The 24,727-nt window shown below is 69.2% G+C and carries 25 protein-coding genes and 1 tRNA gene; 16 read left to right on the top strand and 10 right to left on the bottom strand.

Annotation, left to right across the window (positions count from 1 at the left end; genetic code table 11):
* Positions 1-133 precede the first annotated feature (133 nt).
* From D3226_RS10805 to D3226_RS10795, 3 genes are read left to right on the top strand one after another with little or no spacing between them, the layout of a single operon-like run.
* The gene (locus tag D3226_RS10805; RefSeq protein ID WP_202382536.1) at positions 134-499 is read left to right on the top strand and encodes a GntR family transcriptional regulator; all 366 of its coding nucleotides are present in this window, start codon (positions 134-136) and stop codon (positions 497-499) included.
* On the top strand, positions 496-1,419 hold the full coding sequence (locus tag D3226_RS10800) for an ABC transporter ATP-binding protein (protein WP_202382535.1): 924 nt from the start codon (positions 496-498) through the stop codon (positions 1,417-1,419). Before D3226_RS10805 ends, D3226_RS10800 begins: the two co-directional genes overlap by 4 nt.
* Complete coding sequence (locus D3226_RS10795) at positions 1,416-2,129, top strand: hypothetical protein (protein WP_202382534.1); 714 nt, start codon at positions 1,416-1,418, stop codon at positions 2,127-2,129. Before D3226_RS10800 ends, D3226_RS10795 begins: the two co-directional genes overlap by 4 nt.
* An 82-nt stretch (positions 2,130-2,211) precedes the next feature.
* Here D3226_RS10795 and D3226_RS10790 read toward each other — a convergent pair whose 3' ends face one another.
* A complete protein-coding gene (locus tag D3226_RS10790) occupies positions 2,212-3,618 on the bottom strand; it encodes a dicarboxylate/amino acid:cation symporter (RefSeq protein ID WP_202382533.1) in 1,407 nt (468 codons plus the stop codon).
* Positions 3,619-3,749: 131 nt separating this feature from the next.
* Between D3226_RS10790 and D3226_RS10785 the strand changes: the two genes are divergently transcribed.
* Positions 3,750-4,238 carry a YajQ family cyclic di-GMP-binding protein gene (locus D3226_RS10785; protein ID WP_202382532.1) on the top strand — a complete coding sequence of 163 codons (489 nt, stop codon included), beginning with the start codon at positions 3,750-3,752 and terminating at the stop codon, positions 4,236-4,238.
* A gap of 46 nt (positions 4,239-4,284) precedes the next feature.
* Positions 4,285-5,046, top strand: a complete 762-nt coding sequence (locus D3226_RS14735) for a hypothetical protein (protein ID WP_237462680.1) — start codon at positions 4,285-4,287, stop codon at positions 5,044-5,046.
* Positions 5,047-5,065: 19 nt separating this feature from the next.
* Here D3226_RS14735 and D3226_RS10775 read toward each other — a convergent pair whose 3' ends face one another.
* The 4 genes from D3226_RS10775 to D3226_RS10760 are packed head-to-tail and all read right to left on the bottom strand — an operon-like array spanning position 5,066 to position 8,549.
* Entirely contained in the window at positions 5,066-6,262 is a 1,197-nt protein-coding gene (locus tag D3226_RS10775; protein WP_202382531.1) for an ABC transporter permease, read from the bottom strand.
* Positions 6,259-6,948, bottom strand: coding sequence for an ABC transporter ATP-binding protein (locus D3226_RS10770; RefSeq protein WP_202382530.1), 690 nt, complete (start codon positions 6,946-6,948; stop codon positions 6,259-6,261). The genes D3226_RS10775 and D3226_RS10770 overlap by 4 nt, the downstream gene beginning before the upstream one ends.
* Positions 6,945-8,009 carry a peptidoglycan-binding protein gene (locus D3226_RS10765; RefSeq protein ID WP_202382529.1) on the bottom strand — a complete coding sequence of 355 codons (1,065 nt, stop codon included), beginning with the start codon at positions 8,007-8,009 and terminating at the stop codon, positions 6,945-6,947. The genes D3226_RS10770 and D3226_RS10765 overlap by 4 nt, the downstream gene beginning before the upstream one ends.
* Before the next feature lie 3 nt (positions 8,010-8,012).
* On the bottom strand, positions 8,013-8,549 hold the full coding sequence (locus D3226_RS10760) for a hypothetical protein (RefSeq protein WP_202382528.1): 537 nt from the start codon (positions 8,547-8,549) through the stop codon (positions 8,013-8,015).
* 147 nt (positions 8,550-8,696) lie between these two features.
* Between D3226_RS10760 and D3226_RS10755 the strand changes: the two genes are divergently transcribed.
* The 3 genes from D3226_RS10755 to D3226_RS10745 are packed head-to-tail and all read left to right on the top strand — an operon-like array spanning position 8,697 to position 11,126.
* Positions 8,697-9,398, top strand: a complete 702-nt coding sequence (locus D3226_RS10755) for a response regulator transcription factor (RefSeq protein ID WP_202382527.1) — start codon at positions 8,697-8,699, stop codon at positions 9,396-9,398.
* A complete protein-coding gene (locus tag D3226_RS10750) occupies positions 9,391-10,722 on the top strand; it encodes a sensor histidine kinase (RefSeq protein ID WP_202382526.1) in 1,332 nt (443 codons plus the stop codon). The genes D3226_RS10755 and D3226_RS10750 overlap by 8 nt, the downstream gene beginning before the upstream one ends.
* Complete coding sequence (locus tag D3226_RS10745; protein WP_202382525.1) at positions 10,719-11,126, top strand: DUF3151 domain-containing protein; 408 nt, start codon at positions 10,719-10,721, stop codon at positions 11,124-11,126. The genes D3226_RS10750 and D3226_RS10745 overlap by 4 nt, the downstream gene beginning before the upstream one ends.
* A gap of 21 nt (positions 11,127-11,147) precedes the next feature.
* Here the strand turns inward: D3226_RS10745 and D3226_RS10740 are convergent, their stop codons facing one another.
* Both D3226_RS10740 and D3226_RS10735 read right to left on the bottom strand, forming a co-directional pair.
* Positions 11,148-12,623: a peptide MFS transporter gene (locus tag D3226_RS10740; RefSeq protein WP_202382524.1), complete on the bottom strand. Its 1,476-nt coding sequence runs from the start codon at positions 12,621-12,623 to the stop codon at positions 11,148-11,150.
* Between the two features lie 25 nt (positions 12,624-12,648).
* Positions 12,649-13,665, bottom strand: coding sequence for an epimerase (locus D3226_RS10735; RefSeq protein WP_202382523.1), 1,017 nt, complete (start codon positions 13,663-13,665; stop codon positions 12,649-12,651).
* A 167-nt stretch (positions 13,666-13,832) separates the two neighbouring features.
* Here D3226_RS10735 and D3226_RS10730 point away from each other — a divergent pair, with 167 nt between their 5' ends.
* The 3 genes from D3226_RS10730 (at position 13,833) to D3226_RS10720 (ending at position 17,470) form a co-directional block, all read left to right on the top strand.
* The gene (locus tag D3226_RS10730; protein ID WP_202382522.1) at positions 13,833-15,119 is read left to right on the top strand and encodes an adenylosuccinate synthase; all 1,287 of its coding nucleotides are present in this window, start codon (positions 13,833-13,835) and stop codon (positions 15,117-15,119) included.
* Positions 15,120-15,128: 9 nt separating this feature from the next.
* On the top strand, positions 15,129-15,425 hold the full coding sequence (locus D3226_RS10725) for a chorismate mutase (RefSeq protein ID WP_202382521.1): 297 nt from the start codon (positions 15,129-15,131) through the stop codon (positions 15,423-15,425).
* A gap of 131 nt (positions 15,426-15,556) precedes the next feature.
* Positions 15,557-17,470 carry a heavy metal translocating P-type ATPase gene (locus tag D3226_RS10720; RefSeq protein WP_202382520.1) on the top strand — a complete coding sequence of 638 codons (1,914 nt, stop codon included), beginning with the start codon at positions 15,557-15,559 and terminating at the stop codon, positions 17,468-17,470.
* A 78-nt stretch (positions 17,471-17,548) separates the two neighbouring features.
* Here D3226_RS10720 and D3226_RS10715 read toward each other — a convergent pair whose 3' ends face one another.
* Both D3226_RS10715 and D3226_RS10710 read right to left on the bottom strand, forming a co-directional pair.
* On the bottom strand, positions 17,549-18,511 hold the full coding sequence (locus D3226_RS10715; RefSeq protein WP_202382519.1) for a 3-methyladenine DNA glycosylase: 963 nt from the start codon (positions 18,509-18,511) through the stop codon (positions 17,549-17,551).
* Positions 18,508-18,876 (bottom strand): RNA-binding S4 domain-containing protein, encoded by a 369-nt coding sequence (locus tag D3226_RS10710; protein WP_202382518.1) that lies wholly within the window; start codon positions 18,874-18,876, stop codon positions 18,508-18,510. The genes D3226_RS10715 and D3226_RS10710 overlap by 4 nt, the downstream gene beginning before the upstream one ends.
* 72 nt (positions 18,877-18,948) lie before the next feature.
* On the opposite strand from D3226_RS10710, the gene D3226_RS10705 reads away from it, so the two are divergent.
* From D3226_RS10705 to D3226_RS10685, 5 genes are all read left to right on the top strand, one after another.
* The gene (locus D3226_RS10705; RefSeq protein WP_202382517.1) at positions 18,949-19,575 is read left to right on the top strand and encodes a YigZ family protein; all 627 of its coding nucleotides are present in this window, start codon (positions 18,949-18,951) and stop codon (positions 19,573-19,575) included.
* Positions 19,576-19,658: 83 nt separating this feature from the next.
* Positions 19,659-20,831 carry a DNA polymerase III subunit delta' gene (locus D3226_RS10700; protein WP_202382516.1) on the top strand — a complete coding sequence of 391 codons (1,173 nt, stop codon included), beginning with the start codon at positions 19,659-19,661 and terminating at the stop codon, positions 20,829-20,831.
* On the top strand, positions 20,831-22,402 hold the full coding sequence (locus D3226_RS10695; RefSeq protein WP_202382515.1) for an alpha/beta hydrolase: 1,572 nt from the start codon (positions 20,831-20,833) through the stop codon (positions 22,400-22,402). The genes D3226_RS10700 and D3226_RS10695 overlap by 1 nt, the downstream gene beginning before the upstream one ends.
* 120 nt (positions 22,403-22,522) lie before the next feature.
* Positions 22,523-22,598: transfer RNA gene (locus tag D3226_RS10690), tRNA-Thr, on the top strand.
* A gap of 91 nt (positions 22,599-22,689) precedes the next feature.
* Positions 22,690-23,781, top strand: coding sequence for an acyltransferase family protein (locus D3226_RS10685; protein WP_202382514.1), 1,092 nt, complete (start codon positions 22,690-22,692; stop codon positions 23,779-23,781).
* On the opposite strand, the gene D3226_RS15085 is transcribed toward D3226_RS10685, so the two are convergent.
* Positions 23,778-24,722 carry a helix-turn-helix domain-containing protein gene (locus D3226_RS15085; protein ID WP_202382513.1) on the bottom strand — a complete coding sequence of 315 codons (945 nt, stop codon included), beginning with the start codon at positions 24,720-24,722 and terminating at the stop codon, positions 23,778-23,780. The genes D3226_RS10685 and D3226_RS15085 overlap by 4 nt on opposite strands.
* Positions 24,723-24,727: the final 5 nt, after the last annotated feature.

The raw sequence follows: 24,727 nt of genomic DNA, 5'->3' as shown, positions 1-24,727 counted from the left end.
GTGTGGGCCCGTCGCAACGAAATGTGTGAAGTAAGCCCACCCACATCATCATCTGATGAAGCGAGATTCTTGACAACCTGGAATGTGGTGCGTAGGTTCATTAGTGAAGTAATGAACCAAGGAAGGGGTGGATGTGTTCGACGACACTCGACCGATCTTTCTGCAGCTGGCCGACCGCATCGCCGACGAGGTGCTGCGCGGGGTGTACGCCGCAGGGGAGCAGGTGCCCTCCACGAACGAGCTGGCCGCGCACCTGCGCATCAACCCCGCGACGGCGGGGAAGGCGCTCGGTGTTCTGGTGGACCAGGGCGTGCTCGAGAAGCGACGCGGCATCGGCATGTTCGTCACCCCCGGCGCGCGCGCCCAGATTCAGGCGGAGCGCCAGCGCGACTTCACCGAGCGCTACGTCGACCCGCTGCTTGAGGAGGCCCGCTCGCTCGGCCTCACCACCACAGACCTGATCCGCATCATCTCCGAGAAGGAGGAGCCGAACTCATGACCGACATCGCCATCGAGACCCGCGAGCTCACGCGTCGCTACCGCGGCGCCGTGGCGCTCGACGGGGTCACGCTCGACATCCGAGCGAACGCCATCACCGGGCTGCTCGGCAGAAACGGCGCCGGGAAGACGACGCTCATGTCGCTCCTCACCGCGCAGGATCGCCCGAGCTCAGGCAGCCTCCGCGTCGCGGGCCACGACCCCTTCGAGCGGGCGGAAACCATCGAGCAGATGTGCTTCGTGCGCGACAACCAGCGCTACCCCGACGACTACAAGCTGAAGCACGCGATCCGTGCCGCAGCGATCTTCTACCCGAACTGGTCGCAGGAGCTCGCCGACCGGCTCATTGAGCAGTTCCGCATTCCCACGAAGCCCGTGGTGAAGAAGTTCTCGCGCGGCCAGCTCTCCGCGCTCGGCATCGTGCTGGGCCTCGCCTCCCGCGCGCCGATCACCTTCTTCGACGAGCCCTACCTCGGACTCGACGCAACGGCGCGCGCCATCTTCTACGACGAGCTGCTGAGTGACTACGTGGCGCATCCGCGCACCATCATCCTCTCCACGCACCTCATCGACGAGATGGATCGGCTGCTCGAGCGCGTCATCGTGCTCGACCAGGGCCGCGTCGTGCGTCATGAGGACGTTGAGGAGCTGCGCGGCGGTGCGTATCAGCTCGCCGGGAAGGCGTCCGCGCTCGACGGGTTCCTCGTCGGCCGGCCGGTGCTCTCGCGCCGCGGTATCGGCGGGCTTGCGTCCGCGGTGGTCGACGAGGCGCTCACACCCGAGGCGCGCGCCGCGGCGACGGATGTCGGCCTTGAAATCACCCCCGTCTCGCTGCAGGACCTCGTTGCCGCCTACGGCGTGAACGATGACCTCGCGGCCGACGCCGCCCGCACGCCCAGCCTGGAAGGGAACCGCTCATGAACCGCACACTGAAGGTCACCCGGCTGCACCTCAACAGGCTCAGCAACTATCTCGGCACCCCGGCGATCATCCTGGTGATCGTGCTCCTTGTGTCGATCATCATCGCGCTCGCGATTCAGCGCGCCACCGGCATGGCCAGCGGCAGTGCCGAATACATTGATGGCGCGCGTATGAACATGGGTGTGGTGTGGTCGCTCCCCGGTTTCCTCATCTACTACGGCGTGCAGGCCGTCGCGACGACCTACCCCTTCGCGCTCGCCCTCGGCACCACGCGCCGCAACTTCATCCTCGGCACGATGATCTCGAATGTGCTGCAGGCCGCCTACGTTGCGCTGCTGCTCGTGGCGCTCCTCGGCCTCGAGCTCGCCACCGGGCACTGGTTCTCGAACGCGTACGTGCTCGACGTGTACGCGGTCGGCGCCGGCAACCCCCTGATCCTCGCGGTGAGCGGTTTCCTCGGGGTGCTGTTCTGCCTCACGGTGGGTGGGCTCTTCGGTGCGATCTGGGTGCGCTTCGGAGCGAAGGGCCCCGGGATCTTGGGTCTTGCACTCGGCCTCGCGCTCGCGCTGACGGTGCTCATTCTCGCGCCAAACTTGGGCGAGATCTTCGCGGGTATCACCCGTGGCGGGGTTGCGCTCAGCGCAGTCCTCGCGATCCTGGTTGCGCTCGTGGGGACCTGGTTCGCGATGCGCCGAGCTTCCGTGCGCTAAGCGGAGTCGCGGCACAGAACAACAGGCGAGGGCGACCCGGAGTGAACCGGATCGCCCTCGCCTGAGTGCGTTGATGGAGTGGTTACGCGAGCTGCGCCGCGGGGGTGGGGCCCGCTGCCGAGTCCACGTCCTCGTTGTCGAACGCCTGGCCGCGACGCGGCGCGTTGTAGAGCTCCTCATCGAGGATGCCCTCGCGCTTCGACACGATCGCGGGCACGAGCGCCTGGCCGGCAACGTTCACCGCGGTGCGGCCCATGTCGATGATCGGATCGACGGCGAGCAGCAGGCCAACGCCCTCGAGCGGCAGCCCGAGCGTCGACAGCGTGAGAGTCAGCATCACCGTTGCGCCAGTGGTGCCGGCGGTCGCCGCCGAGCCGACCACCGAGACGAGCACGATGAGCAGGTACTGCACGATGGTCAGCTCAATGCCAAAGAACTGCGCGATGAAGATCGCGGCGACTGCCGGGTAGATCGCGGCGCAGCCGTCCATCTTCGTTGTCGCGCCGAGCGGCACGGCGAAGGACGCGTAGCCGCGCGGCACGCCTAGGTTGCGTTCGGTGACGCGCTGCGTGAGCGGCAGCGTGCCGATCGACGAGCGGCTCACGAAGCCCAGCTGCACGGCGGGCCACACGCCCGAGAAGTACTGCTTGACCGACAGCCCGTGCGCGCGGACCAGGATCGGGTAGACCACGAACAGTACGAGCGCGAGGCCCAGGTAGAGCACCCCGACGAACGCGGTGAGCGAGCCCATCGTGCTCCAGCCGTACTCGGCGACCGCGTTGCCGATCAGGCCGACCGTGCCGAGCGGTGCGATGCGGATGATCCACCACAGCACCTTCTGGATGACGGCGAGCGCCGACTCCGTGAGCGTGATGAACGGCTCCGCCTTCTCGCCGACCTTCAGCGCGGCGATGCCGACCGCGGCAGACACGACGATCACCTGCAGCACGTTGAAGCTCGGGTTCGCGCTGAGCGCGCCGGTCTCGAGGTCGACGGAGCCGCCCACGGTGAGCCCGAGGAAGTTGCCGGGCACGAGCCCGGTGAGGAAGTTCCACCAGGTGCCCACGGTGTACGGGTCTCCCGTCTGGAGATCAGTCTGCGAGGCGACGGCGCCGGGACGCAGGACGACGCCCAGCACGATCCCGATCGAGACCGCGATGAGTGCGGTGATTGCGAACCAGAGCAGTGTCTGCCCCGCGAGCCGCGCCGCATTCGTGACCTTGCGCAGGCCCACGATGCTCGACACGATCGCCGTGAAGATGAGCGGCACCACGGCCGCGCGCAGCAGCGAGACGTAGCTGCCGCCAATCGTCGCGAGGGTCGCGTGCAGTCCGTTCGGATTCTCCGCAGCGTCCGGTCCGATCGCCTTCGCGATGCCGCCGAGCACGAGGCCCAGCACGAGTGCGGCGAGAATCTGCCAGCCGAACGAGGTCATCCAGCGTGGAAGCGCGCGGCGTGTTGGTGGTGCGGAAACTGCGGGAGAAGCCATGAGCGGAGAAATCCTTTTCGTGCAACGGTGGCGCAAGCGCGCCGGGCCAACGGAGAGTGTAGCAACTCATTCGCTTTTCTTATTCCAGGTATTGCAAACTGTTTCCGCGTGCGGCCCGCTAGGCTTATGGCATGGCTGATTCTTCGTTTGACGTGGTGAGCAAGATCGACTCGATGGAGGTCGAGAATGCGGTGAACCAGGCCCGCAAGGAGGTCGAGCAGCGCTACGACTTCAAGGGCGTGGGTGCTGACGTGACCCTGTCCGGTGAGACGATTCTCATCAAGGCGAACACGGAGGAGCGCGCGCTCGCTGTGCTCGACGTGCTCCAGTCGAAGTTCATCAAGCGCTCGCTCTCGCTGAAGGCGCTCGACACGGGCGAGCCCTTTGCGAGCGGCAAGGAGTACCGCATCGAGTCGAAGCTCAAGGAGGGCATCGACCAGCCCACCGCCAAGAAGCTGAACAAGCTCATTCGCGATGAGGGCCCTAAGAGCGTCAAGTCGCAGATCCAGGGCGACGAGCTGCGCGTCTCCTCGAAGAGCCGCGACGACCTGCAGGCCACGATGGCGCTCCTGAAGGGCGCTGACATCGAGGTCGCGCTGCAGTTCGTCAACTTCCGCTAGACCGGGCAAGGCGAGGGCCGCGAATCGGCGGCGGATCGAGGGAATCATGCAGATTGGGATCCGGAAGTCCGCCGCTCGACGGGCTGGAGCGCTCGCCGCGGCGCTTGTGCTTGCCGCGGGGGCGGCGCTGCTCGCGGGCTGTGCGCCCGAGCCCGATCCTGCACCTCCGGTCACGCCCGCGCCGACCGCGAGCCCGACCCCCGATCCCGAACCGAGCCCGGAACCAACCGAGGAGACGTGGACGCGGTTCACCGATCCCCGGATGCCGCACAGCTTTGAGGTGCCACCCGGCTGGAACGTCACGGAACTTCCCGGGGCCGGCGAGCCGGGGGAGACGAACGAACTGGGCATCTACCAGTTCGCCGTGCTCGACCCGGAGGGCACCCAGCAACTATTCTTCGCGAGTGGGGCGCAGGGGCTGGGCGGCGCGTGCGGCGATCTCCCGCAGATTGAGTTCACCCCGCTCGACGAGACCCAGGTGGAGATTCCGGGCTACGTCGCCGCGCCAGACGGGGTGACCGAGCTCTTCTCACCGCAGGAGGTCGTCTTCCGCGCGGGGCAGGTTGATGCAGGCGTGATCGCGAGCCTCGGCCTCGTCGACTCGCACCCGCCGGTGTCGTGCATGTACTACAACCTGCTGCACACCGAGGGCGGGCTCGTAGTGTTTGCCGACCGCATGCAGGTCGACACGTATGCCCCGGAGGAGCAGCGGCTCTTCGCGTCCATGGACGAGGCGCGCGCCTACACGGAGACCGAGGAGTACCGCACGCTCGTGCGGATCCTCAGCTCGCTGCGCCTCGCAGCGTAGGCGCGGCCCCGTCCCCTGGCTACCCGCTTAGCGCGACCGTTGGCGGAACGCGCGCCGCGCGCCAGGCGGGAGCGATGCCAGCAACCGCGCCCACGAGCAGCGTTGCCGCAATCGCTGAGATCGGCACAAAGGGTGGGAGGGTGTACGGCAGCCCACCCGTCTGAGCGAAGAACGCCGTTGCTGCTGCGCCGATTCCGGTGCCTCCGACTCCGCCGAGGGCAGACAACACCAGGGCCTCGCCAAGGAACTGCCGCCTGATGTGCGAGCGCCGTGCGCCGATCGCACGGCGCAGGCCGATCTCGCGCCGGCGTTCGATGACCGAGATGATCATTGTGTTCGCGACGCCGATGCCCCCAACGAGGAGCCCGAGTGAACCGAGCCCGAGCAGGAGACCCGTGAACGTCTCATCCGTCGCCGCCTTCGCCGCGAGCGCATCGGAGGGGCGGGACACCGTGATCGTTTCAGGTTGCTCCGGCGAGAGCGTCTGCGGCAAGAGCGCGCGCGTTTCGGCAAGCGTCTCCTCGGCCGCGCGCAGGTACATCCGCGTCGGCGAGCCGTCGAAGTCGAGCCGGTCGAGCGCGACCCGCTTGCCCACGAGGGCCGAGGCGTCGAGCTCGGGTGCGAGTTCGACCGGGTCGAGGATGCCGACGACCGAGAACTGCTGACCGCCCAGCCACACGAGGGAGCCGGCCCGTTCGATGCCGAGCTGCCGGGCCGCCCGGTCACCGAGCACGACCGCTGGGTAGGCCCCCGTGGCTTCGGTGAGCCAGGCGCCTGAGCGCACGGAGAGATTGAGCACCTCGGCGAGGCTCGTGTCTGCCGCCCGCACAGCGAGCCCGCCGCTCTGCGCCTCCGGGATGAGCTCGCTGCGATAGATCCGGACACCCGAGAGCGCGCCCACGCCCGCAGCGCTCTGGGCGCCAGCGACGCGGATGATCCTGCCCTCGCTGTCCTTCGGAAGTGAGGCTTCACCGCCGAAGAGGTCCTGACCGGCCTCGACGGTGAGCAGGTTGGTGCCGAGCGCGTCGAGCTGCTGCGAGAGTTTCGCCTGGCTCGACGCCGAAATGCCGAGCACGGCGACCATCGCCGCGATGCCGATTGCGATGCCGAGGGCCGAGAGGACGGCGCGCAGCGGCCGGGCGCGCAGCCCTGCCGTGCTGAGGGCGGCAAGGTCGATGGCGCGCAAGCGTGATCGCTCTACCGTTGCCCGGCTCATGCGACTGCCCCCGCGTGATGCGGCGTCGGCTGGTCGTGGATGACGCCGTCGGTCACGCGGACGCTGCGCGGCAGGCCCGCCGCGAGCTCGCGGTCATGGGTGATCATCACGATCGTCGTTCCCTCCCGGTTGAGTTCGCCGAGCAACTCCATCACGCTTGCTCCGGAGGCCTGATCGAGGTTGCCGGTCGGTTCGTCGGCGAGCAGAATCGCCGGGCGCCCCACCGTCGCCCGCGCGATGGCGACGCGCTGACGCTCGCCGCCCGAGAGCTGGCTCGGGTGATGACGCAGCCGGTGGCCGAGGCCGACCCGTTCGAGCGCGGCTGCCGCCTCCCGCCGCCTCGTCTGGCGCGAGCAGCCGCGGTAGAGCAGGCCATCGCCAACGTTGTCGAGCGCGGATCTGCCGTCCGTGAGGTGGAACTGCTGAAACACGAACCCGATCCTGTGGCACCGCACATCGGAGAGGGCGTTGTCGCTGAGCTGCGACACGTCGTCACCCGCGAGTACGACGCGCCCACTCGTTGGCCGGTCGAGCGTGCCGAGGATGTTGAGGAGAGTTGACTTGCCCGAGCCAGACGGGCCGACGACGCCGACAAACTCGCCCGCCGCGACCGAGAGGTTCACGCCGCGGAGCACCTCGACCGGAGGGGTGCCGAAGCTGCGGGTAATATCCGTGAGCTCGATCATGCGGCTGCCGTCACCACCTCGGTGCCCGCGGTGATGCCCTTGCCGGACACCTCAACCATGCCGCCTGCGAACATGCCGGTCTCGACCGGCACCTGTGTCGTCTTCGTGCCGTCGCGGCCGACGACCTCCAGCCCGTATCCGCCGCCGGGCAGCGCGAGGAGCGCGCCGACAGGAACGGAGAGCACGTTCTCGCGGGTTTCGCTCGTGAACGCGATGCGCACGGACGCGCGGTCGATGTCTGCGGCATCCTTCGGCGTGTCAAGCGTGACGGTCACGGGCACCGTGGCTGGTGCATCGGGCGCGCCGTCGCCGGACTTCTCGGGAGTGCGTGGCGGCTCGACCGCGGTGACGCTGCCGGGGGTCTTCGCGCCGCCCGGCAGCTCAACCTCAACCTTCGAGCCGACAACAGCAAGGCGCTGCTGGGCGAGCTTGAGCTCAGCCGTCACGCTCTTGCCGAGCTCAGACACCCGCAGGATTGGGCTGCCGGGGGCGGTCGTCGCACCCGGCTCGAGTTCGGCGGAAGCGACCCGCAGCGGGCCGGGCGCGAAAAAGATCTCGCCGAGGCCGATCTCGCCGGTCACGGGTCTGCCGGTCGCTTCCTGCCAGAGCCGGATTCCGATCCGCGTGTTGTCGTCGAAGATCTCGTCGGCGCCGCCCCAGAAATAGCCGAGCTCGCCGAGCGAGGCCTCGAGTTGCTGCACGTCGGGGCCGTTCGTCATGCCGAGCTCGAACGAACGCCACTGCGGCAGCGGCCCCCGAAACAGGGCGACGGGGGAGTTGTCGATGGCAAAGAGCTCGCCGCCGAGGTCGACGGTTGAGCCGGGCTTCGCCCGTGAGGTGAGCGTGCCGGCGCCGCCTGAGACCGCGCGTTCACCCGCGTAGCCGAGCGTCCCCTGCACGAGTGTGCGTTCGGAGAGGTCGCCCTGTGCGACCTTCACGGTGGTGCCGGGCGCCTGTTTCTCGACGGGCGGCGGAGTCGCTGGGCGCATGAGCACGAGTCCCGTGGCTGCGAGCCCTGCGACTGCGACGGTGGCGGCGACCGCCACCCAGAGCTTTCTCATCGCTTAACCCGCGTTCGCCGGGACACCGGAAATGCCGCAGGCCTCGAGCGCCTCGGGCGAGATCTCCTCGGTGAGGGTGAGCCCGACGCCCGGCTGCGGGTCTTCAACGTCAGCCCCGTGCTCCCGGAGGCACTGCGTGGTCTTCAACATCTCTTCGCGCATCGCCTCCTCGGTCATGGGCTTCCCATCTGGTCCCGTTGGGGCCGGCGGCTTACCGACCTTCGCCGTGCATGCCTTGTCGGCGGCCTCGAACACGTCCATTCCGCCGAGTTCGTCGATGTTGATCGCCTCGGAGGCTGCATTCGGGTCGGCGCTCGGCGTCGGGTAGTCGATGCCCTCGCCCTGCATGCACTCCGCGTACTTCACGTGCCAGGCCTGAAAGTCCTCGGGGCCCGCGCCCGCCGCGGACGAGCCCTCTCCGGACGTGCCGGAGCCGGGACCACCCGCTGCGGGCGCGCCGCTTGAGCACCCTGCGAGCAGCAGGGCCGCCGCGGGGAGCGCGATGAGGGCGAAGCGGCGAAGGGATGTGTGAAGGTTCATGGTGACTCCTCGATACGGTGTGCGGTCGCGAATGCGACCCGCACCCAGTCCAGGGCACACGGGCTCAGCAGAGCGTCTGCGAAATTGCAGACCTTTTCTTAATGTCGCGCGTGCTTGACTGGGCGGGCAATCGCAGGGAGGAGCATCATGCGCGTACTGATTGTCGAGGACGAGGCATACCTCGCCGAAGCTACCCAGACGGTGCTCCGGCGCTCGTCGATCGCCGCCGACATCGTGCTCGATGGGCACGCGGCGATCGAACAGCTCGCCCACACCGAGTACGACGTTGTACTGCTCGACCGCGACCTCCCCGGCATGCACGGCGACGAGGTGTGCGCCTGGATTGTCGCGAACGTGCCGGGCACTCGGGTGCTCATGCTCACCGCTGCCGGGCTGCTCGACGAGAAGGTCGAGGGGTTTGCGCTGGGCGCTGATGACTACCTCGTCAAGCCGTTCGACTTCCCCGAGCTGCTCGTGCGGCTGCAGGCGCTGCACCGACGAAACGCGCCGCCGCTGCCGCCTGTGCTCGAGGCCCACGGGGTGCGCCTCGACCCGTTCCGCCGCGAGGTTTTTCGCGACGGCAGGTATGTGCACGTGAGCCGCAAAGAGTTCGCACTGCTGCGCACGCTGCTGGAAGCCGGCGGTGGCGTCCTCAGTGCGGAGCAACTGCTCGAGCGCGCGTGGGATGAGAACGCCGACCCGTTCACGAACGCGATCCGTGTGACCATGTCGACGCTGCGCAAGCGGCTCGGCGAGCCCCGCATCATCCAAACGGTTCCGGGGGTGGGATACCGGATCGTCGGGCCGGAACCCGCGCTCGGGCCCGCGGCCGGAGCCGGCGATGCGTAGCGCGGATGCTACCCAGGGCCGCGGTCATGATCGCGGCCGGTTCCGCCTCACCATCCGCGCGCGCATCACGCTCAGCGTCGCGCTGCTCATCGCGCTCGGCGGCGGCGTGCTCGTCGTCGGCCTGAACCTGTTCATGCGGTACGGGCCGGTGTGGGCGCTTCAGTCCGTCCCGGCGGTGCCTGCCGACACCCTTGATCTCGGCGTCGATACGGTCGCGCCCACCTCCCCGTACGGTGACGACGCGGCCGAGCTCGCGGCGCCGACTGGGAACTCTGATGCGCTGTCGCTCGCCGCGCCTGTGCTCGAGATCCGGGACGTGACCGATGTCTTCCAGACGCTGCTCTGGTCGTCGATCATCGCGCTCCTCGCGATTGTTGCGCTCGGTGCCGTCGCCGCCTGGGTGCTCGCCGGCCGGGTGCTCGCACCGCTGCACGACATCAACGCCGCGGCACGGGCCGCGACCCCAGGCAAGCTCGACCGTCGCGTGGCGCTCCGCGGCCCGCGCGACGAGCTCACCGACCTGTCCGACACGCTCGACGACATGCTCGAGCGGCTCGAGTCCGCTTTCAGAGCGCAGCAGCTGTTCGCCGCAAACGCCTCGCACGAGCTGCGCACCCCACTCGCCACGCAAAAGGCGATGCTCGATGTGCTGCTCGACGGGCCCGAGCCGACCCAGGCCGAGTACCGGCTCGCGGCAGAGCGGCTCCGAGAAGTGAACGCGCGGAGCATCGAGATGGGCGAGGCGCTCCTCGAGCTGACGAGAGCGCAGATCGGGCTCGCGGCGGCCGGCGGCTCCGGCGGAAGCGCCAGCTCGGGATCGCTTGCCATCGAGCCGTGTGAGGCTGGCGAGCTCGCAGCGGTCGCACTCGACCACGCCGCGGCGCGACTCGCGGAGCGCGGGCTCACCGTCGACCTCGACGTTGAGCCACACACCGTGTGGATCAACCCGGCGATGTTCACGCGACTCCTCGACAACCTCCTCGGCAACGCGGCCCGGCACGCGACGGCCGGCAGCCGCGTCGCTCTGGAGTGGCGAGCGGACGGTGCGGAGTCCGTGCTAACCGTCCGCAACACAGCGGACCCCCTGCCCGTCGACACCCTGGAACGCCTCCATCAGCCGTTCGTTCGTGGCGGCGGGCGCGTGCGGGCAGAGACGGGCAGCGGCCTCGGCCTCGCGATTGCGTCCGCCGTCGCCCAGACCCACGGCGGGGAGCTCACAGTCGCGTCGACCACACGCGTGGAGGGTGCGGGCCCCGGCCTTGCGGAGTTCCGTGTGGAGGTGCGGATCCCACTCGAAGGGCCGGTCGCTACACTGGCGGCATGATCGGTGAGAACCTCCTCGGACCTGAACCCACCCGCCTGGCCACGGATGTCGCGGCAGACGCGCTCGCCGCGGGCACCGATCCCGAGCAGGTGGTGCGTGCGCACCCCGAGTCGCCGCTCGCGTGGGCGGTGCTCGCGGATGAGGCAGCTGCCGCAGGGCGTGAGATTGAGGCGTACGCGTTTGCGCGCGTGGGGTACCACCGCGGGCTCGACGCGCTCCGCAAGTCAGGCTGGCGCGGGGCCGGCCCCGTGCCGTGGTCGCACGAGCCGAACCGTGGCGTGCTGCGCGCGCTCTACGCGCTGCGCCGGGGCGCCGCCGCGATCGGTGAGGAGGCCGAGGTGACGCGCCTCACGGAGTTCCTCGACGGTGCAGACCCGGAGGCCATCGCCGCAATCGAGGCGTAGCGGCTCGCGCCGGGTGCGGCGCTATCGCACCCCCTCCATCAGGCGGAGAATTGGCTTTCGTGCGAGGAAGAGCGCGATGCCGACCACGATCGACGCGCCACCGATCGTGAGGAAGTACGGCACCTCGTTGCTCGGATCGTAGAACGCGGAGAGCGAGCCGGACGCCGCAGAGCCGAGCGAGATGGACAGGAAGAACAGCGCCACCATCTGCGAGTGGAACGCGCGCGGCGCGAGCTTTGTCGCGAGCGACTGACCGACCGGCGACAGGCACAGCTCAGCGATCGTGAAGAGCAGCAGGATACCGGCGAACGCGATGAGCGGGATCGTGCCGTTCGCGCTGCCCGCGAGCGGGATGAAGCAGAGGAAGGCGAGGCCCATGATGCCCGCACCGAGCGAGAACTTCACGGGCGTGCTCGGCTGACGATCGCCGAGCTTCACCCACATCGCCGCGAAGACGCCCGCGAGCACGATGATGAACACCGGGTTGATCGACTGCACCATGCTCGGCGGCATCTCCCAGCCGAACACGGTGCGGTTGAGGCGCTGATCCGCGTAGATCGCGAGCACCGTGAACTGCTGCTGGAACAGCGTCCAGAAGACGGCCGAGGCGAGGAACAGCGGGATGAAGGACGTGACCTGCCGGCGCTCGATCGGAGAGATGGCGCGGCTCGAGAGGATCACGATGAAGAGCGTGACCACGGCGATGACGATGAGCACCACGACGATGTCGGAGAGGTTCTCTGCGGTGACCCAGCCAGCGAGCACCGCGGCGGCGATCACGGCGATCGCCGCACCAAAGATGAGCAGCCAGCGGCGCTGCTCGCTGGAGGAGAGCGGGTTCGCCGGGGCCGAACTGGCGGCACTGCGCGTGTGGCGGCGCAGCGCGATGTACTGGATCAGGCCGGCGGCCATGCCGATCGCGGCGAGGCCGAAGCCCCAGTGGAAGCCCTGCCAGCCCCAGAGCGCGCTCGTGGCGAGCGGGCCGAGCAGGCCGCCGATATTGACGCCCATGTAGTAGATCGAGAAGGCGGCATCGCGTCGCTGGTCGGTCTTCTCGTACAGATCACCGAGCACGGTCGACGTGGTGGTCTTCAGCGATCCCGAGCCGAGTGCCACGCACACGAGGCCGACCGCGAGCCCCGCGACGCCCGGCAGCAGTGCGAGCGCGATGTGCCCGGCCATGATGAGGCAGGCCGCCGCGAGGAGTGTCCGCTCTGCGCCGAGCACGCGGTCGGCGACCCAGCCGCCGAGCACCGCGGAGAGGTAGACAAGCCCGCCGTACGCGCCCACAATCGAGGTGGCCGCGGCCTGCGAAAGGCCCAGCCCGCCGTCGGTGACGGAGTAGTACAGGTAGTAGGCGAGAAGCGCCTGCATGCCGTAGAAGCTGAAGCGCTCCCACATCTCGACGCCCGCGAGGTTCGCGAGCCCCCACGGGTGGCCGAAGAAGCCGCGTGACTGGGGTCGTTCAGCGGGCGTGGTGGGGTGGTGAGTAGGCATGAGTCCCTTCAGGGGACGGCCCCCTTCACTCTCCAGCGTACCCGCGCGGTTGCGAACTGCGCAGGTGAGCGTCGACGTCGCGCAGCGCGGGCTCGAGCTCTGGCCAGGCGAACTCGTAGCCGGCGGCGAGGAGCGCCGCGGGCGGCGCCCACCGGCTCTTCACGACCATTTCGGTCTCCGTGCGCAGCACCCACGTCGCGGGTTCGAGCATCCACCGGAAGGCGGGCAGCCCGACGGGTGCGCCGACGGTGCGGCGCAGAATGCGCATCAGTGTGCGGTTGTCGCTCACGCCCGGTGCCGCGACATTGATGGGGCCGCTGATGTCAGGCGACGCGAGTGCGAAGCGCACGATTCCCACGAAGTCGTCGACGTGCACCCAGGTGAAGCGCTGGCGGCCGCGAGTGGGGCGCCAGAGGGGCCGCTCCGCGGCGGTGGGGTGCATGCCGATGCCGCGATAGCGTCGGTGCGGAAACCACGGGCCGTCGATCTGCGGGCCGCCGAGCCCGAGGCGGGCAAGCCGGAAGAGGAGGCGCGTTGCGGGCCCATCGCCCAGCACGATGGAGGTGCGGAGTGCAACGCGGCGCGTGCCGGGGAGATCCGCGGCCAGGAACTCCCGCTCCCACGACCGCGCAACGTCCACGGAGAAGCCGGTGCCGAGTTCGCCGTCGGCTTCCGTCTGCGGTCGGTCCATCGCGTGCCGGTAAATCGTGGTGGTGCTCGCATTGAGCCACACCGCGGGTGGCTGCGCGCTCGCCGCAATCGCGTCAGACAATGCGCGAGTGGTGTCGAGGCGGGAGCGAAGGATCTCGTCGCGGTTCGCGTCCGTGTAGCGGCAGTCCACGCTTTTCCCGGCGAGCCCGATCACGGCGTCGGCGCCGTCGACGAGGGCACGGACCGCCGCAGTGTCATCCCAGCTCGCGTCGGCACCCGCGCGGCCAATCGTCGAGACGTGCCAGCCATCCGTCGCGAGCTCTGCCGCGAGTCGAGTCCCGAGGAAGCCAGAGGCGCCGCCGATGACGAGCCGGCGCGGAGGGTGTGGCATGGTGCTCCTCTCGGGGCCGCGACGCGGCCGCTCTGCACAGCCTAATGAGCGGGTGTGCCGACGGAAAACCCCTGTTGAAAATGCGGAAAAGAGGAAGCGCGGCGGCCCTGACCCTGGTCACGGGTAGACTGGGGCGGTATCTGCCTAGTGCGAAGGAAGGGGCTGAAATGCCCGCAGTGCTCATCACCGGTGCCCAGTGGGGCGATGAGGGCAAGGGACGCGCGACCGATCTCCTCGGAAGCCGCGTCGACTACGTCGTCAAGTTCAACGGCGGTAACAACGCCGGTCACACTGTCGTGATCGGAGACCAGAAGTACGCGCTGCACCTGCTCCCGTCGGGCATCCTCACGCCCGGCGTTGTGCCGGTCATCGCGAACGGCGTGGTGGTCGACCTCGCCGTGCTGAAGCTCGAGCTCGATGCGCTCAAGGAGCGCGGCGTCGACGTCTCGAAGCTGAAGGTGAGCGCCAATGCGCACGTCATCACCGAGTACCACCGCACCCTCGACAAGGTGACCGAGCGCTTCCTCGGCAAGCGCCAGATCGGCACCACCGGCCGCGGCATCGGGCCCGCCTACGCGGACAAGATCAACCGCGTCGGCATCCGCATCCAGGACATCTTCGACGAGGGCATCCTCCGCCAGAAGGTCGAGGCGGCACTCGAGTTCAAGAACCAGGTGCTCGTCAAGATCTACAACCGTCGCGCGATCAACGCCGACGAGGTGGTCGCCGACCTGCTGAGCTACCGCGAGCTGCTCGAGCCGATGGTGTGCGACACCGGACTGCTGCTTCACAACGCTCTCGCCGACGACAAGACGGTGCTGTACGAGGCCGGCCAGGCCACGATGCTCGACATCGACCACGGAACGTACCCCTTCGTGACGAGCTCGAACGCCACCTCGGGCGGCGCGGCCACCGGCTCCGGCGTGCCCCCGCACAAGATCGACCGCATCATCGCGGTCATCAAGGCGTACACGACTCGCGTGGGATCGGGCCCATTCCCGACCGAGCTGTTCGACGAGATGGGCGAGTTCCTGCAGACGAAGGGCGGCGAGTTCGGTGTGACCACCGGCCGCGCGCGCCGCTGCGGCTGGTACGACGCACCGATGGCTCGCTACGCGGCGCGCATCAACGGCGTCACCGACTTCGTGCTGACGAAGCTCGACGTGCTGTCTGGCCTGAAGACGATCCCCGTCTGCGTGGCGTACGACGTGAACGGCGTGCGCCACGACGAGATGCCGGTCAACCAGTCCGACTTCCACCACGCCGTGCCGGTGTACCAGGAGTTCCCGGGCTGGGACGAGGACATCACGGGCTGCCGCAGCTTCGACGAGCTGCCGAAGAACGCGCAGGACTACATCGTTGCCCTTGAGGCGATGAGCGGCGCGCGCTTCTCCGCGGTGGGCGTTGGCCCCGAGCGCGAGCAGGTCGTCGAGTTGCACGATCTGCTGGACTAAGGGATCGCCATGACCGAAGCGACCCCCGTCGAACGTCTCGACCGCCTGCGCTCCAGCATCGACAACATCGATGCCGCGCTCGTGCACATGCTCGCGGAGCGCTTCCGGTGCACGCAGGAGGTGGGCCTGCTGAAGGCCGAGAACGAGATGCCGGCGTCCGATCCCTCGCGTGAGGCGCGGCAGATCGCTCGCCTGCGCAGCCTCGCGGAGGACGCGCACCTCGATCCCGAGTTCGCCGAGAAGTGGTTCAACTTCGTTGTCGCCGAGGTGATTCAGCACCACACGCAGATCGCCTCCGAGCGCTAATGCGTCGGGTCTGATCCCGATCGAAGCACGCAGCGCCCACCCGGTTTCGGGTGGGCGCTGTCGCGTTTTCGAGGGGTGAGGTATGCCTACGCTGTGGTGCGGGAATGCCTGCTCTGGGAGACAATAGAGAGATGAAGAAGTTGCGGAGCGCCGCGCGCGCGTACCCCGCCGTTGCCGCCACGCTCGTCGTCGGTGTGGTCGGCCTCCTGCTCCTCGCGACCCCCGGTCGCGACGCGGCGCCGTGGCTCGTCGGCGGCTACGCGTTGCTCATCGCCGCGTGGCAGGCCGTCGAGATGGTGCGGCAGCTGCTGCGCGGCCACGCCGGCCTCGACATCCTCGCGGTCACCGCGATCGTCGCCGCAGTGCTGGTCGGGGAACCCTGGGCCGCGCTCGTCGTCGTGCTGATGCTGACGGGCGGCGAGGCACTCGAAGACTACGCCGAGAACCGATCGAAGCGCGAGCTCACCGCACTGCTCGAGCGGGCGCCCAGCCGCGCCACCCGCGTGCTCACCGGGCAGCTCGACGAAGATGGTGCCGACCGCACCGAGGACGTCGACGTGCACGAGATCATGGTCGGCGACACCCTGCTCGTGCGCCCCGGAACCCTCGTGCCGGTCGATGCGATCCTGCTCGAGCACGGTGCCTCCTTCGACGAGTCGTCGCTCACCGGCGAGAGCCTGCCCGTCGAGCGGGCCGCGGGCGAGAAGGTCTCCTCCGGCGTCGTCAACGGGCCGGTCGCCGTGCGCATGCGCGCCACCGCGCTTGCGAGCGACAGCCAGTACCAGCAGATTGTGCGCCTCGTCGAGGACGCCCAGGGGAGCAAGGCGAAGACCGTGCGCATGGCCGATCGCTATGCCGTGCCCTTCACCCTCTTCTCGCTTACGATCGCGGGGATCGCCTGGGCCGTGAGCGGTGACGCAGTGCGTTTTGCCGAGGTGCTCGTCGTGGCGACGCCGTGCCCGCTGCTCATTGCGGCGCCCGTCGCGTTCCTCGGCGGCATGAGCCGCGCGGCGAAGGCCGGGCTCATCGTGAAGGGCGGCGGCACGCTTGAGCAGCTCGCCCAGGTGCGCTCGGCCGCGTTCGACAAGACGGGCACGCTCACCACCGGCAAGCCCGAACCGCGGCGCATTGTTGCGCAGGAGGGCTTCACCGAGGGCGAGGTGCTGCAGCTCGCCGCCTCCGCCGAGGTGTTCTCCTCGCACGTCCTCGCGAGCGCCGTCGTGGGCGCGGCGAAGGAGCGCGGCATCGAGCTCGTCGCTGTCGAGTCGGCGGAAGAATACGCCACCAATGGCGTCGAGGCTCGTGTGGGCGCCGGGCTCGTGCGCGTCGGCAAGCCCGCGTGGGTGGCCGAAGCCGCGCCGGCGCTCCGGCACGTGGGGCTCGAGCCGGGCGAGCTTGCGATCTACGTGTCGCTCGATGAGCGCTTTGCCGGCACGCTCGTGATGCGGGATCGCCTGCGCGATGACGCGATCGACACGGTGGCCGAGCTGCGCGAGCTGGGCGTCGAACACATGCTCATGGTGACGGGTGATGTCGCGGCGACAGCGAATCCGCTCGCGGCGCAGCTGCGCATCGGTGAAGTGCACGCGGAGTGCACCCCCGCCGACAAGGTGCGCATCATCGCCGGGGTGGAGACGCGCCCGCTGCTGATGACGGGCGATGGGCTGAACGATGCGCCGGTGCTTGCGGCGGCTGACGTGGGCTTCGCGATGGGCGCGCGCGGTTCGACGGCCGCGAGCGAGTCTGCCGACGTGGTGAACCGCTTCGACCGGATCGCCGGGGTGGCTGACGCGGTGCGCATTGGGCGCGACACCGTGCGGATCGCTGTGCAGAGCATCTGGCTGGGCATTGCGTTCAGCGTGGTGCTGATGCTCGTTGCGGCCTTCGGCTTCTTGCCTGCGCTCGTGGGTGCGTGGATGCAGGAGCTGGTCGACCTCGTGGCGATCCTCGGCGCACTGCGGGCGATCCGCGGGCCGCGCGGCTCGGCTGAGCGCGTCGCCGGCGCCCAGAGGCTCGCCGAGCCCGCCGCTCACCCCGCAGAGTAGCGCCGCTCACCCCGCAGGGTAGTTTCGCCGTACGAGGGCAGGCTGCCAGCGCGAATGCCCTACCCGCCCGCAGACAAGCTACCCCTGCGCGGAGGTGGAGGCGGAGGCCGCCGTGGGGGAGGTTGGGGCGGCCGCATGCGCGGCGCGGGCCCGGGCAATCGCCGCGAGCACGCGCTCCCGCAGCGCATTTCCGCGCGCCGCAAACCCTCGCTGCAGCGCCGCGTACTCACGCTTCCCCGCGCTCGTCTCGATCGGGATCGGCGCAAGCGGCGTGCCGTCAGCCCCCGCATACCCCGTGACGTCGTAGGGGGAAGCCCGCATATCGACCTCGCGGATGTCGCGGGCGAGCACGAAGGTGTCGAGCAAGAGATCGCCCGGCACGATCGGGCCAAGCTTTGACGCCCACTTGTACACGTCCATGCCCGCGTGCAGGCAGCCGGACTGCTCGAGCACGGGCTGCGTCTCGCGAGTGGGCCGCAGCGAGTTCAGCGGCGCCGCCTCGGGCGTGAAGAATCGGTAGGCATCGAAGTGGGTGCAGCCAATCTGGTGCGACTCGACCACGGCGTCGGTCGCGGCGTGGCCGATACGCAGGGGCAGGGCGCTGTGCCGCAATTGTTCGGGGGTGAGCCGGTAGACCATCGCCCACTCGTGCAATCCGAAGCAGCCGTACTTGGGGGTGTGCTCGAGTGTGGCTGCGAGCAGCTGCTCGACGTAGTCCACGGTGCCGCCGCGGCGCGCGAAGAACGTAGGCAGATCGACGAGCGCGTCGGCGGAATCAGCTCCGGCCGCGCGGTAGTGCCGCCACTTCGAGCGGGCCGCGCCGGCGCCCGCGAGCCGAACACCTGCACCGGGATGCCAGCGCCGCAGCTCGCCCGGCTTCACCGAGTAGTACGTCCACAGAAAGTCTTCGATCGGGTGCTTCTCGCGCAGTTGGGTGCGGGATCGATGCCCTGCGGTGAGCGCATCCGCGCGTTCCTCATGGGCCCGCTCGAGCGCGCGCCACTCCGCCTCGACGAGCGAGGGTGCGACTGCCGTGCTCACCGGCCGCGCAGCCGATCGAGCTCGCGCCGATCGCGCTTCGTGGGGCGGCCCGCGCCAGGATCCCGAACAACAGCGGCGGGGCGCTCCACCCGGGGCGGGGCGGGCGGCGTGAGGTCCTCGAAGTGTTTCGCGGCCTCCTCCGCGCTGCCGCGGCGCACGGGTAGTCCGGTGACCCGGTAGATGCGTTCGAAGCCGTGCAGGCGTACCCGCACCACGTCGTCGAGGCGGACGGGCTGCGCGGCCTTCGCGGTGGCGTCATTCACGCGAACGTGACCGGCACGGCACGCGGCGGTGGCCTGGCTGCGCGTCTTTGCGAGGCGCACACCCCACACCCACGCGTCTATCCGTACACTCTCGCCAGCCATAGACTCGATGGTACCGAGACTCGGTGGGCTTCGCCCGGGAACCGGGCCGCCGCAAATGCCCGGGGAGGGGTCATGGAGTACGAGACGATTGGCGAGGCCGTCGACACCGAGCTCGAGATCTCGCGATCGCGCTTCCTCACCCGGCTGGAGAGGGTCGCCTCGGAGGAGGAGGCGCGCGCGGTGATCGCGCGCGTGCGTGCCGAACACCCGCGCGCACGCCACCACTGCTCGGCATTCGTGATTGGACCCGAAGCGCGGATTCAGCGTTCGAACGACGACGGCGAGCCGAGCGGCACCGCCGGGGCACCCATGCTCGACGCGCTCACCTCCGCCGGCGTGAGCGACGTGGTTGCGGTGGTGACGCGCTACTTCGGTGGCGTGCTCCTTGGGGCAGGCGGGCTCACCCGCGCGTACCGTGCCGCTGTCGCAGAGGCGATGCTCCGCGCCCGGCGCGTGCAGCGCGCGATTCGCCACGAGGTGACCGTCCATTGCGCCTATGACGTGGCCGCGCAGATCGAGGCCGAGGCGCGCCGCCGCGGGTACGGGGTGGGTGGCGCAGACTATTCCGATCACATTGCCCAGCGCTTCCACATCGCGGAGAACGAGATCGCACCGCTCGCGGAGCTTTCCGCTGAGCTCAGCGCCGGGGCCGCGACGATGGATCGCGGGCCTGCCGAGTTCGTCGACCTCGCGGGCTGAGTGCGGCCGCGGAGCTCCGCTTCGGCGCTCCGTCCGCACCGGGAACGCCCGCCCCTGTCAGGGGCTCGCGGTACGCTCTTGGGGTGGAGTACTGGGCAGAGATCGTCGGGCAGAGCGAGGCCGTTGACACGCTGCAGCGCGCCAGCGAGCCGGATGCGGTGGTCGCGCACGCGTGGCTCATCACCGGCCCGCCAGGCTCGGGCCGCTCGAACCTTGCGTTCCGCTTCGCTGCCGCGCTGATTGCGCGGCAGGAGAGTGAGCGGGCGCACGTCTTCGAGCAGGTGCGTGCCAGGACGCACCCGGATCTCGGTGTGCTCACCACCCAGAAGCTGCTGATCGACATTCGCGCGGCCCGCGAGATCGTCACGACCGCGCACTACGCACCGGCCGAGGGGCGCTACCGCGTGATCGTGATCGAAGATGCAGACCGCATGCCGGAGCGCACCTCGAACGTGCTGCTGAAGGCGCTTGAAGAGCCGCCGGAGCGCACCGTGTGGATTCTGTGCGCCCCGAGCGAGGCCGACCTGCTCCCCACCATCCGGTCTCGCACCCGCTCGTTGCGCCTGGCAACCCCGAGCCCTGACGACATCGCGCGCCTCCTGCACGAGCGCGACGGCATTGACGCGGCAGCGGCCGAGCGCGCAGCGCGCCTGGCGCAAAGCCACATCGGCATGGCGCGCCGGCTCGCCTCAGACCCTGACGCGATGGCGCGGCGCGATCGGAGCGTGGCGCTTGCGCTGGGCATCGCGACTCTCGGCGACGCGATGCGCGCCGCGGCAGCGCTCATGAAGGTCGCAGAAGCCGACGCCGCCGCGCTGACCGAGGAACGCGACGCGCGCGAACGAGAGGACGCGCTGCGCAGCCTCGGCCTCGCGCCGGGCGCCGCGATCCCGCCGCAGATGCGCGCACAGATCCGCGCCCTCGAAGAGGACCAGAAGCGGCGGGCCACCCGCAGCCTGCGCGACGGCATCGATCGGATTCTCACTGATCTGCTCTCGGTGACGCGCGACATCCTGCTGTACTCACTCGTCGTCGATCGCGACGCGGAGCAGCCGGTCGCGGATCCCGGCATCGAGATCATCAACCGGGAGCAGCTGACGCAGATCGCGGATCGGGCCGGACGATGGGGGCCCGAGCGGGCACTCGCCGTGGTGGCCGCAGTCGAGACCGCGCGCGAGCGGCTGGGGCGTGGCATCACCCCCGGGCTCGTGCTCGAGGCACTGTTCGCCGGAATCATCGCAGTGGAGGACGCATAATGGCCGCACCCGACGATCGCCGCAGCGTGTGGCGCAGGCTGACCCTCGGCGGGGCCGCGCTCGCGGCAGCCGCGCTGCTCGCTGGCTGCTCCCTCATCCCCGGGCTCGGCGGAGCTGGCGGCGGAAGCGATCCCAAGCTGCCGGCGAAGCCCACGGGTGATGCGCAGAGCTTCCAGGAGCAGGAGCCCGAGTGGCAGCCCTGCGCGAGCGGCATGCGGTGCGCTGATGTGTACGCGCCGCTTGACTGGAGCGAGCCCGAGGGGGAGACGATCACGCTGCGGCTCGTGAAGAGCGAGGCGACGGGCGGCGTGAAGAAGCTGGGCACGCTGTTTGTGAACCCGGGCGGCCCTGGCGCCTCGGGCGCCGAGTACGTGGCGAACGCGGTGGAGCACGCCGTGTCCGCCGACGTGCGCGCGGCATACGACGTGATTGGCTGGGATCCGCGCGGTGTGGGGAACTCTGCTCCCGTGGAGTGCCTCGACACGAAGGGGATGGACGAGTACCTCTACGGTGACGACGCCGAGACCGCGGATCTCGAGCGCGGCAGCGACGCCTGGATCGATGCGGCACGCGCGCAGGCGAAGGAATTCGCGCAGGCGTGCGAGGAGCGGAACGGAGACCTGCTCGCGCACGTCGCAACGAGCGATACCGTGCAGGATCTTGACATGCTGCGCGGCATCGTGGGCGACGCGAAGCTGAACTACCTCGGCTTCTCCTACGGCACCTACATCGGTGCACGCTACGCGGATGCGTACCCGGAGCGCGTGGGGCGGCTGGTGCTCGACGGTGCGATGGACCCCGAGGCCACCATGCGAGACGTGGTGCGTGAGCAGACGATCGGCTTCGAGAACGCGCTGCGCGCGTACACAACCGACTGCCTGCAGCGCCGCGGTTGCCCGCTCACCGGCTCGGTGGACGAGGCGATGGCGCAGATCGGTGCGCTCTTGGATCGCGTTGACGCGAACTCGCTCACCGGCAAGGACGGGCGCACGGTCTCCTCGGGGGTCGCGCTCACCGCGATCGTCTTCCCGCTGTACTCGCAGGAGATGTGGGGCTACTTCGACCAGCTCTTCACGTCGCTGGCTGTGGACGACCCTGAGATGGCACTGATTCTCGCCGACGCGTACAACGACCGGCAAGATGGGGAGTACCAGAGCAACTCGACTGAGGCGTTCTCCGCGATCAACTGCCTCGACTACCCGAACGAGCTCGATGTGCAGCGCATGCGTGACGATGCGGCAGAGCTCGCGCAGATCGCCCCGACGATCGGCCGCTACCAGGGGTACGGCGACATCAGCTGTGCGGAGTGGCCCGTCCAGGGGGTTGCCGAGCGCACCCCCGTGACCGCTGCGGGCGCGGACCCCATCCTCGTCGTCGGCACCACCGGCGACCCGGCCACGCCCTATCGCTGGGCCGAGTCGCTCGCCACGCAGCTCGAGAGCGGCACGCTCGTCACTTACGTCGGAGAGGGGCACACCGCCTATACGACGAGCTCCTGCGTTGGCGAGGTGGTCGACGCCTACTTCCTCGACGGCACCGTGCCGGCGGCCGACCCGCGCTGTACGGTGTAGCGGGCTAAGCCGCGCGCTGCGGCACGCCCGGCCTGCAGGCGGCAAGCCCCGTCGGTGTGCGGAGCAGGGGCTTCCTCATGCTAGAGTAATTGCTTGTGCGCGAGAGCAATCCCGCGCCAGGCCGCCTTAGCTCAGTCGGTAGAGCGATTCACTCGTAATGAATAGGTCACCAGTTCGATTCTGGTAGGCGGCTCCAGTATGGCCCCGGTGCACACCGGGGCCATTTGCGTTTCTGCAACCCCGTATCGTTCCCGAGAATTCTCCGTTCGCCCGGTTAGGCTACAGACGTGACCACGTCGCCGAAGCCCCGCATCGCGCTCTGGGATAACGCGCGCTTTGTACTCATCGTGCTCGTGGTGGTGGGGCACGCAATCTCGACCGTGCGCACGGACACCGCGCTCAGTTTCGGTATCTACGCGTACATCTACCTGTTCCATATGCCCGCGATGATCTTGCTCTCCGGACTCTTCGCGCGGCCCGTGACGGACCGCAAGATGGTGCGCTCCACGCTGCAGCTGCTCGTCACGTGGGGCCTGTGGGAGGGCATCTGGGCGGTCATCCGATTTTTCGTCGAGGGGCGGACCCCGGGCAGCGCGTTCCTCGTGAGTCCGGCCTGGACCCTCTGGTTTCTCGTCTCGCTCGTCACGATGCGTATCCTGCTGCCGTTCTTTGCGCGCCTGAAGCATCCACTCATCGTGTCGATCGTGATCGCGCTCGTCTCGGGGCTCATCCCCGCGATCGACACCGAGTTCTCGGCGGCGCGCACGCTCACGTTCCTCCCGTTCTTTGTTGCCGGCTGGCTCATTCGGGATCGCGGCTGGCTCGACGGCGAGTGGTTCATGGCGCCCTCCCGTGCACTGCGGGCCGGCGCCTGGTCGCTGCTCGGGATCGTGGCGCTCTGCTTCGCGCTCGTGCCACAGCTGCGATACGAGTGGCGGATCGACCGTTGGCTCACGTGGCGTGACGACTACGAGTGGCTCTTCGAGACGCCGCCGGTGAGTGACTGGCAGCCCGAATCGTGGAGCGCAACGGCTGTGAGCGGCACGCTCGTGACGGTGGGGCTCCTCGTCATCGCCGCGGCAATGACGTTTGCGCTGCTTGTTGTCGTGCCGCGTGGCCATGGCCGCGCGACCGTGTGGGGCACGCGCACGATGGCGGTCTACCTGCTGCACGGCCCCATCGTCTACGCGATGCGCGAGACGGGGGCGATTGACTGGATCGGTGGGCTCGGGTGGCCCGGCGTCCTGCTCCTCGTCGCGATCGGGGTGGCGATCGCGCTTGTGCTCTCCGGCGCGTGGGTGTCGCGGCTTGCTCGCCCGCTCATCGCCCCGAACATCGATCGCCTGCTCGCGCCGGACGCGCGCCCTGAGCCACGTTAGGCGGCGGCGCGCCCCGTGCGCAGATCGCGCGGCCCGAGTCCGTACAGGTCCTCAAGTGCGCGGCGCATGCTCGTGCTCGAGCCGAAGCCCGCGCGCTCGGCGATCTCGGCGGTGCTGAGCTCGTCGTAGCGCGCATCCTGCAGGAGCGAGCGTGCCACGCGGGCCCGCTCGCGTCGAATCTCGCCTGCGACGGAGCTGCCGGCCTCGGCGAACACGCCCTGCAGTCGGCGGAGCGAGATGCTGAGGTCGTCGGCAAGCTCGTTGGGCGTGAGCTGCACTTCGCCGCTGCGCTCGGCGATTGCGGAGAGCGCGCGGCTGCGGAGGCTGTTGCGGGGGCTGCCGATGCCAATGTCGGGCTGCTGCCTGCCCAGCACGAGCGTGCCGGCCATGTCGAGCACCTGCCGGTCGATGGTCTGGCTGTCCGCCTCCGTGGCCGGATCCGGGTTGCGCACGAGGTCGGTGAGGAGCGCCTGCATTGCGCGCTCGGTCATACGCAGCTCCGTGGCGATGTTCACCTGGTCAGAGAGCATCGGCACGTAGGGGAGCAGCGCCTCGCGCGGCACGCGGGCGACGATGAAGCGCCAGTCGGTGGTGAAGCGGACGCGGTGAGGGAGACCGCTCGGCGCGATCATGAGTGGCCCGCGCGAGACTCGCCACGCGCTGCCGTCGAGGTACTCGAACTCGCCCTGCTCGACGAAGATGACGTCCATCGTGGGGAAACCGGGCCGCAGCGGGCGACGCTCGATCTCCGACGCGGTGCCCCATGCTTCGATGACGAGCAGCGCGCCGAAGGCCCGCACGTGCGCGTTCACGCCGTGCGAGCCACCCACCCCGCGAACCCCGGTTTCCGAGATTTCGCGAGTTCCATATTCAGTGATTGAGCGGGCCGCGAGTCCCTCAACTGCAGGAGCGCTGCGTGCATCTTTGGAAGCATCTGACACGCCCA

Source organism: Leucobacter chromiireducens subsp. chromiireducens (assembly GCF_016758255.1).
Lineage (GTDB): Bacteria > Actinomycetota > Actinomycetes > Actinomycetales > Microbacteriaceae > Leucobacter > Leucobacter chromiireducens.
This window is presented reverse-complemented; position numbering and strand designations above follow the sequence as displayed.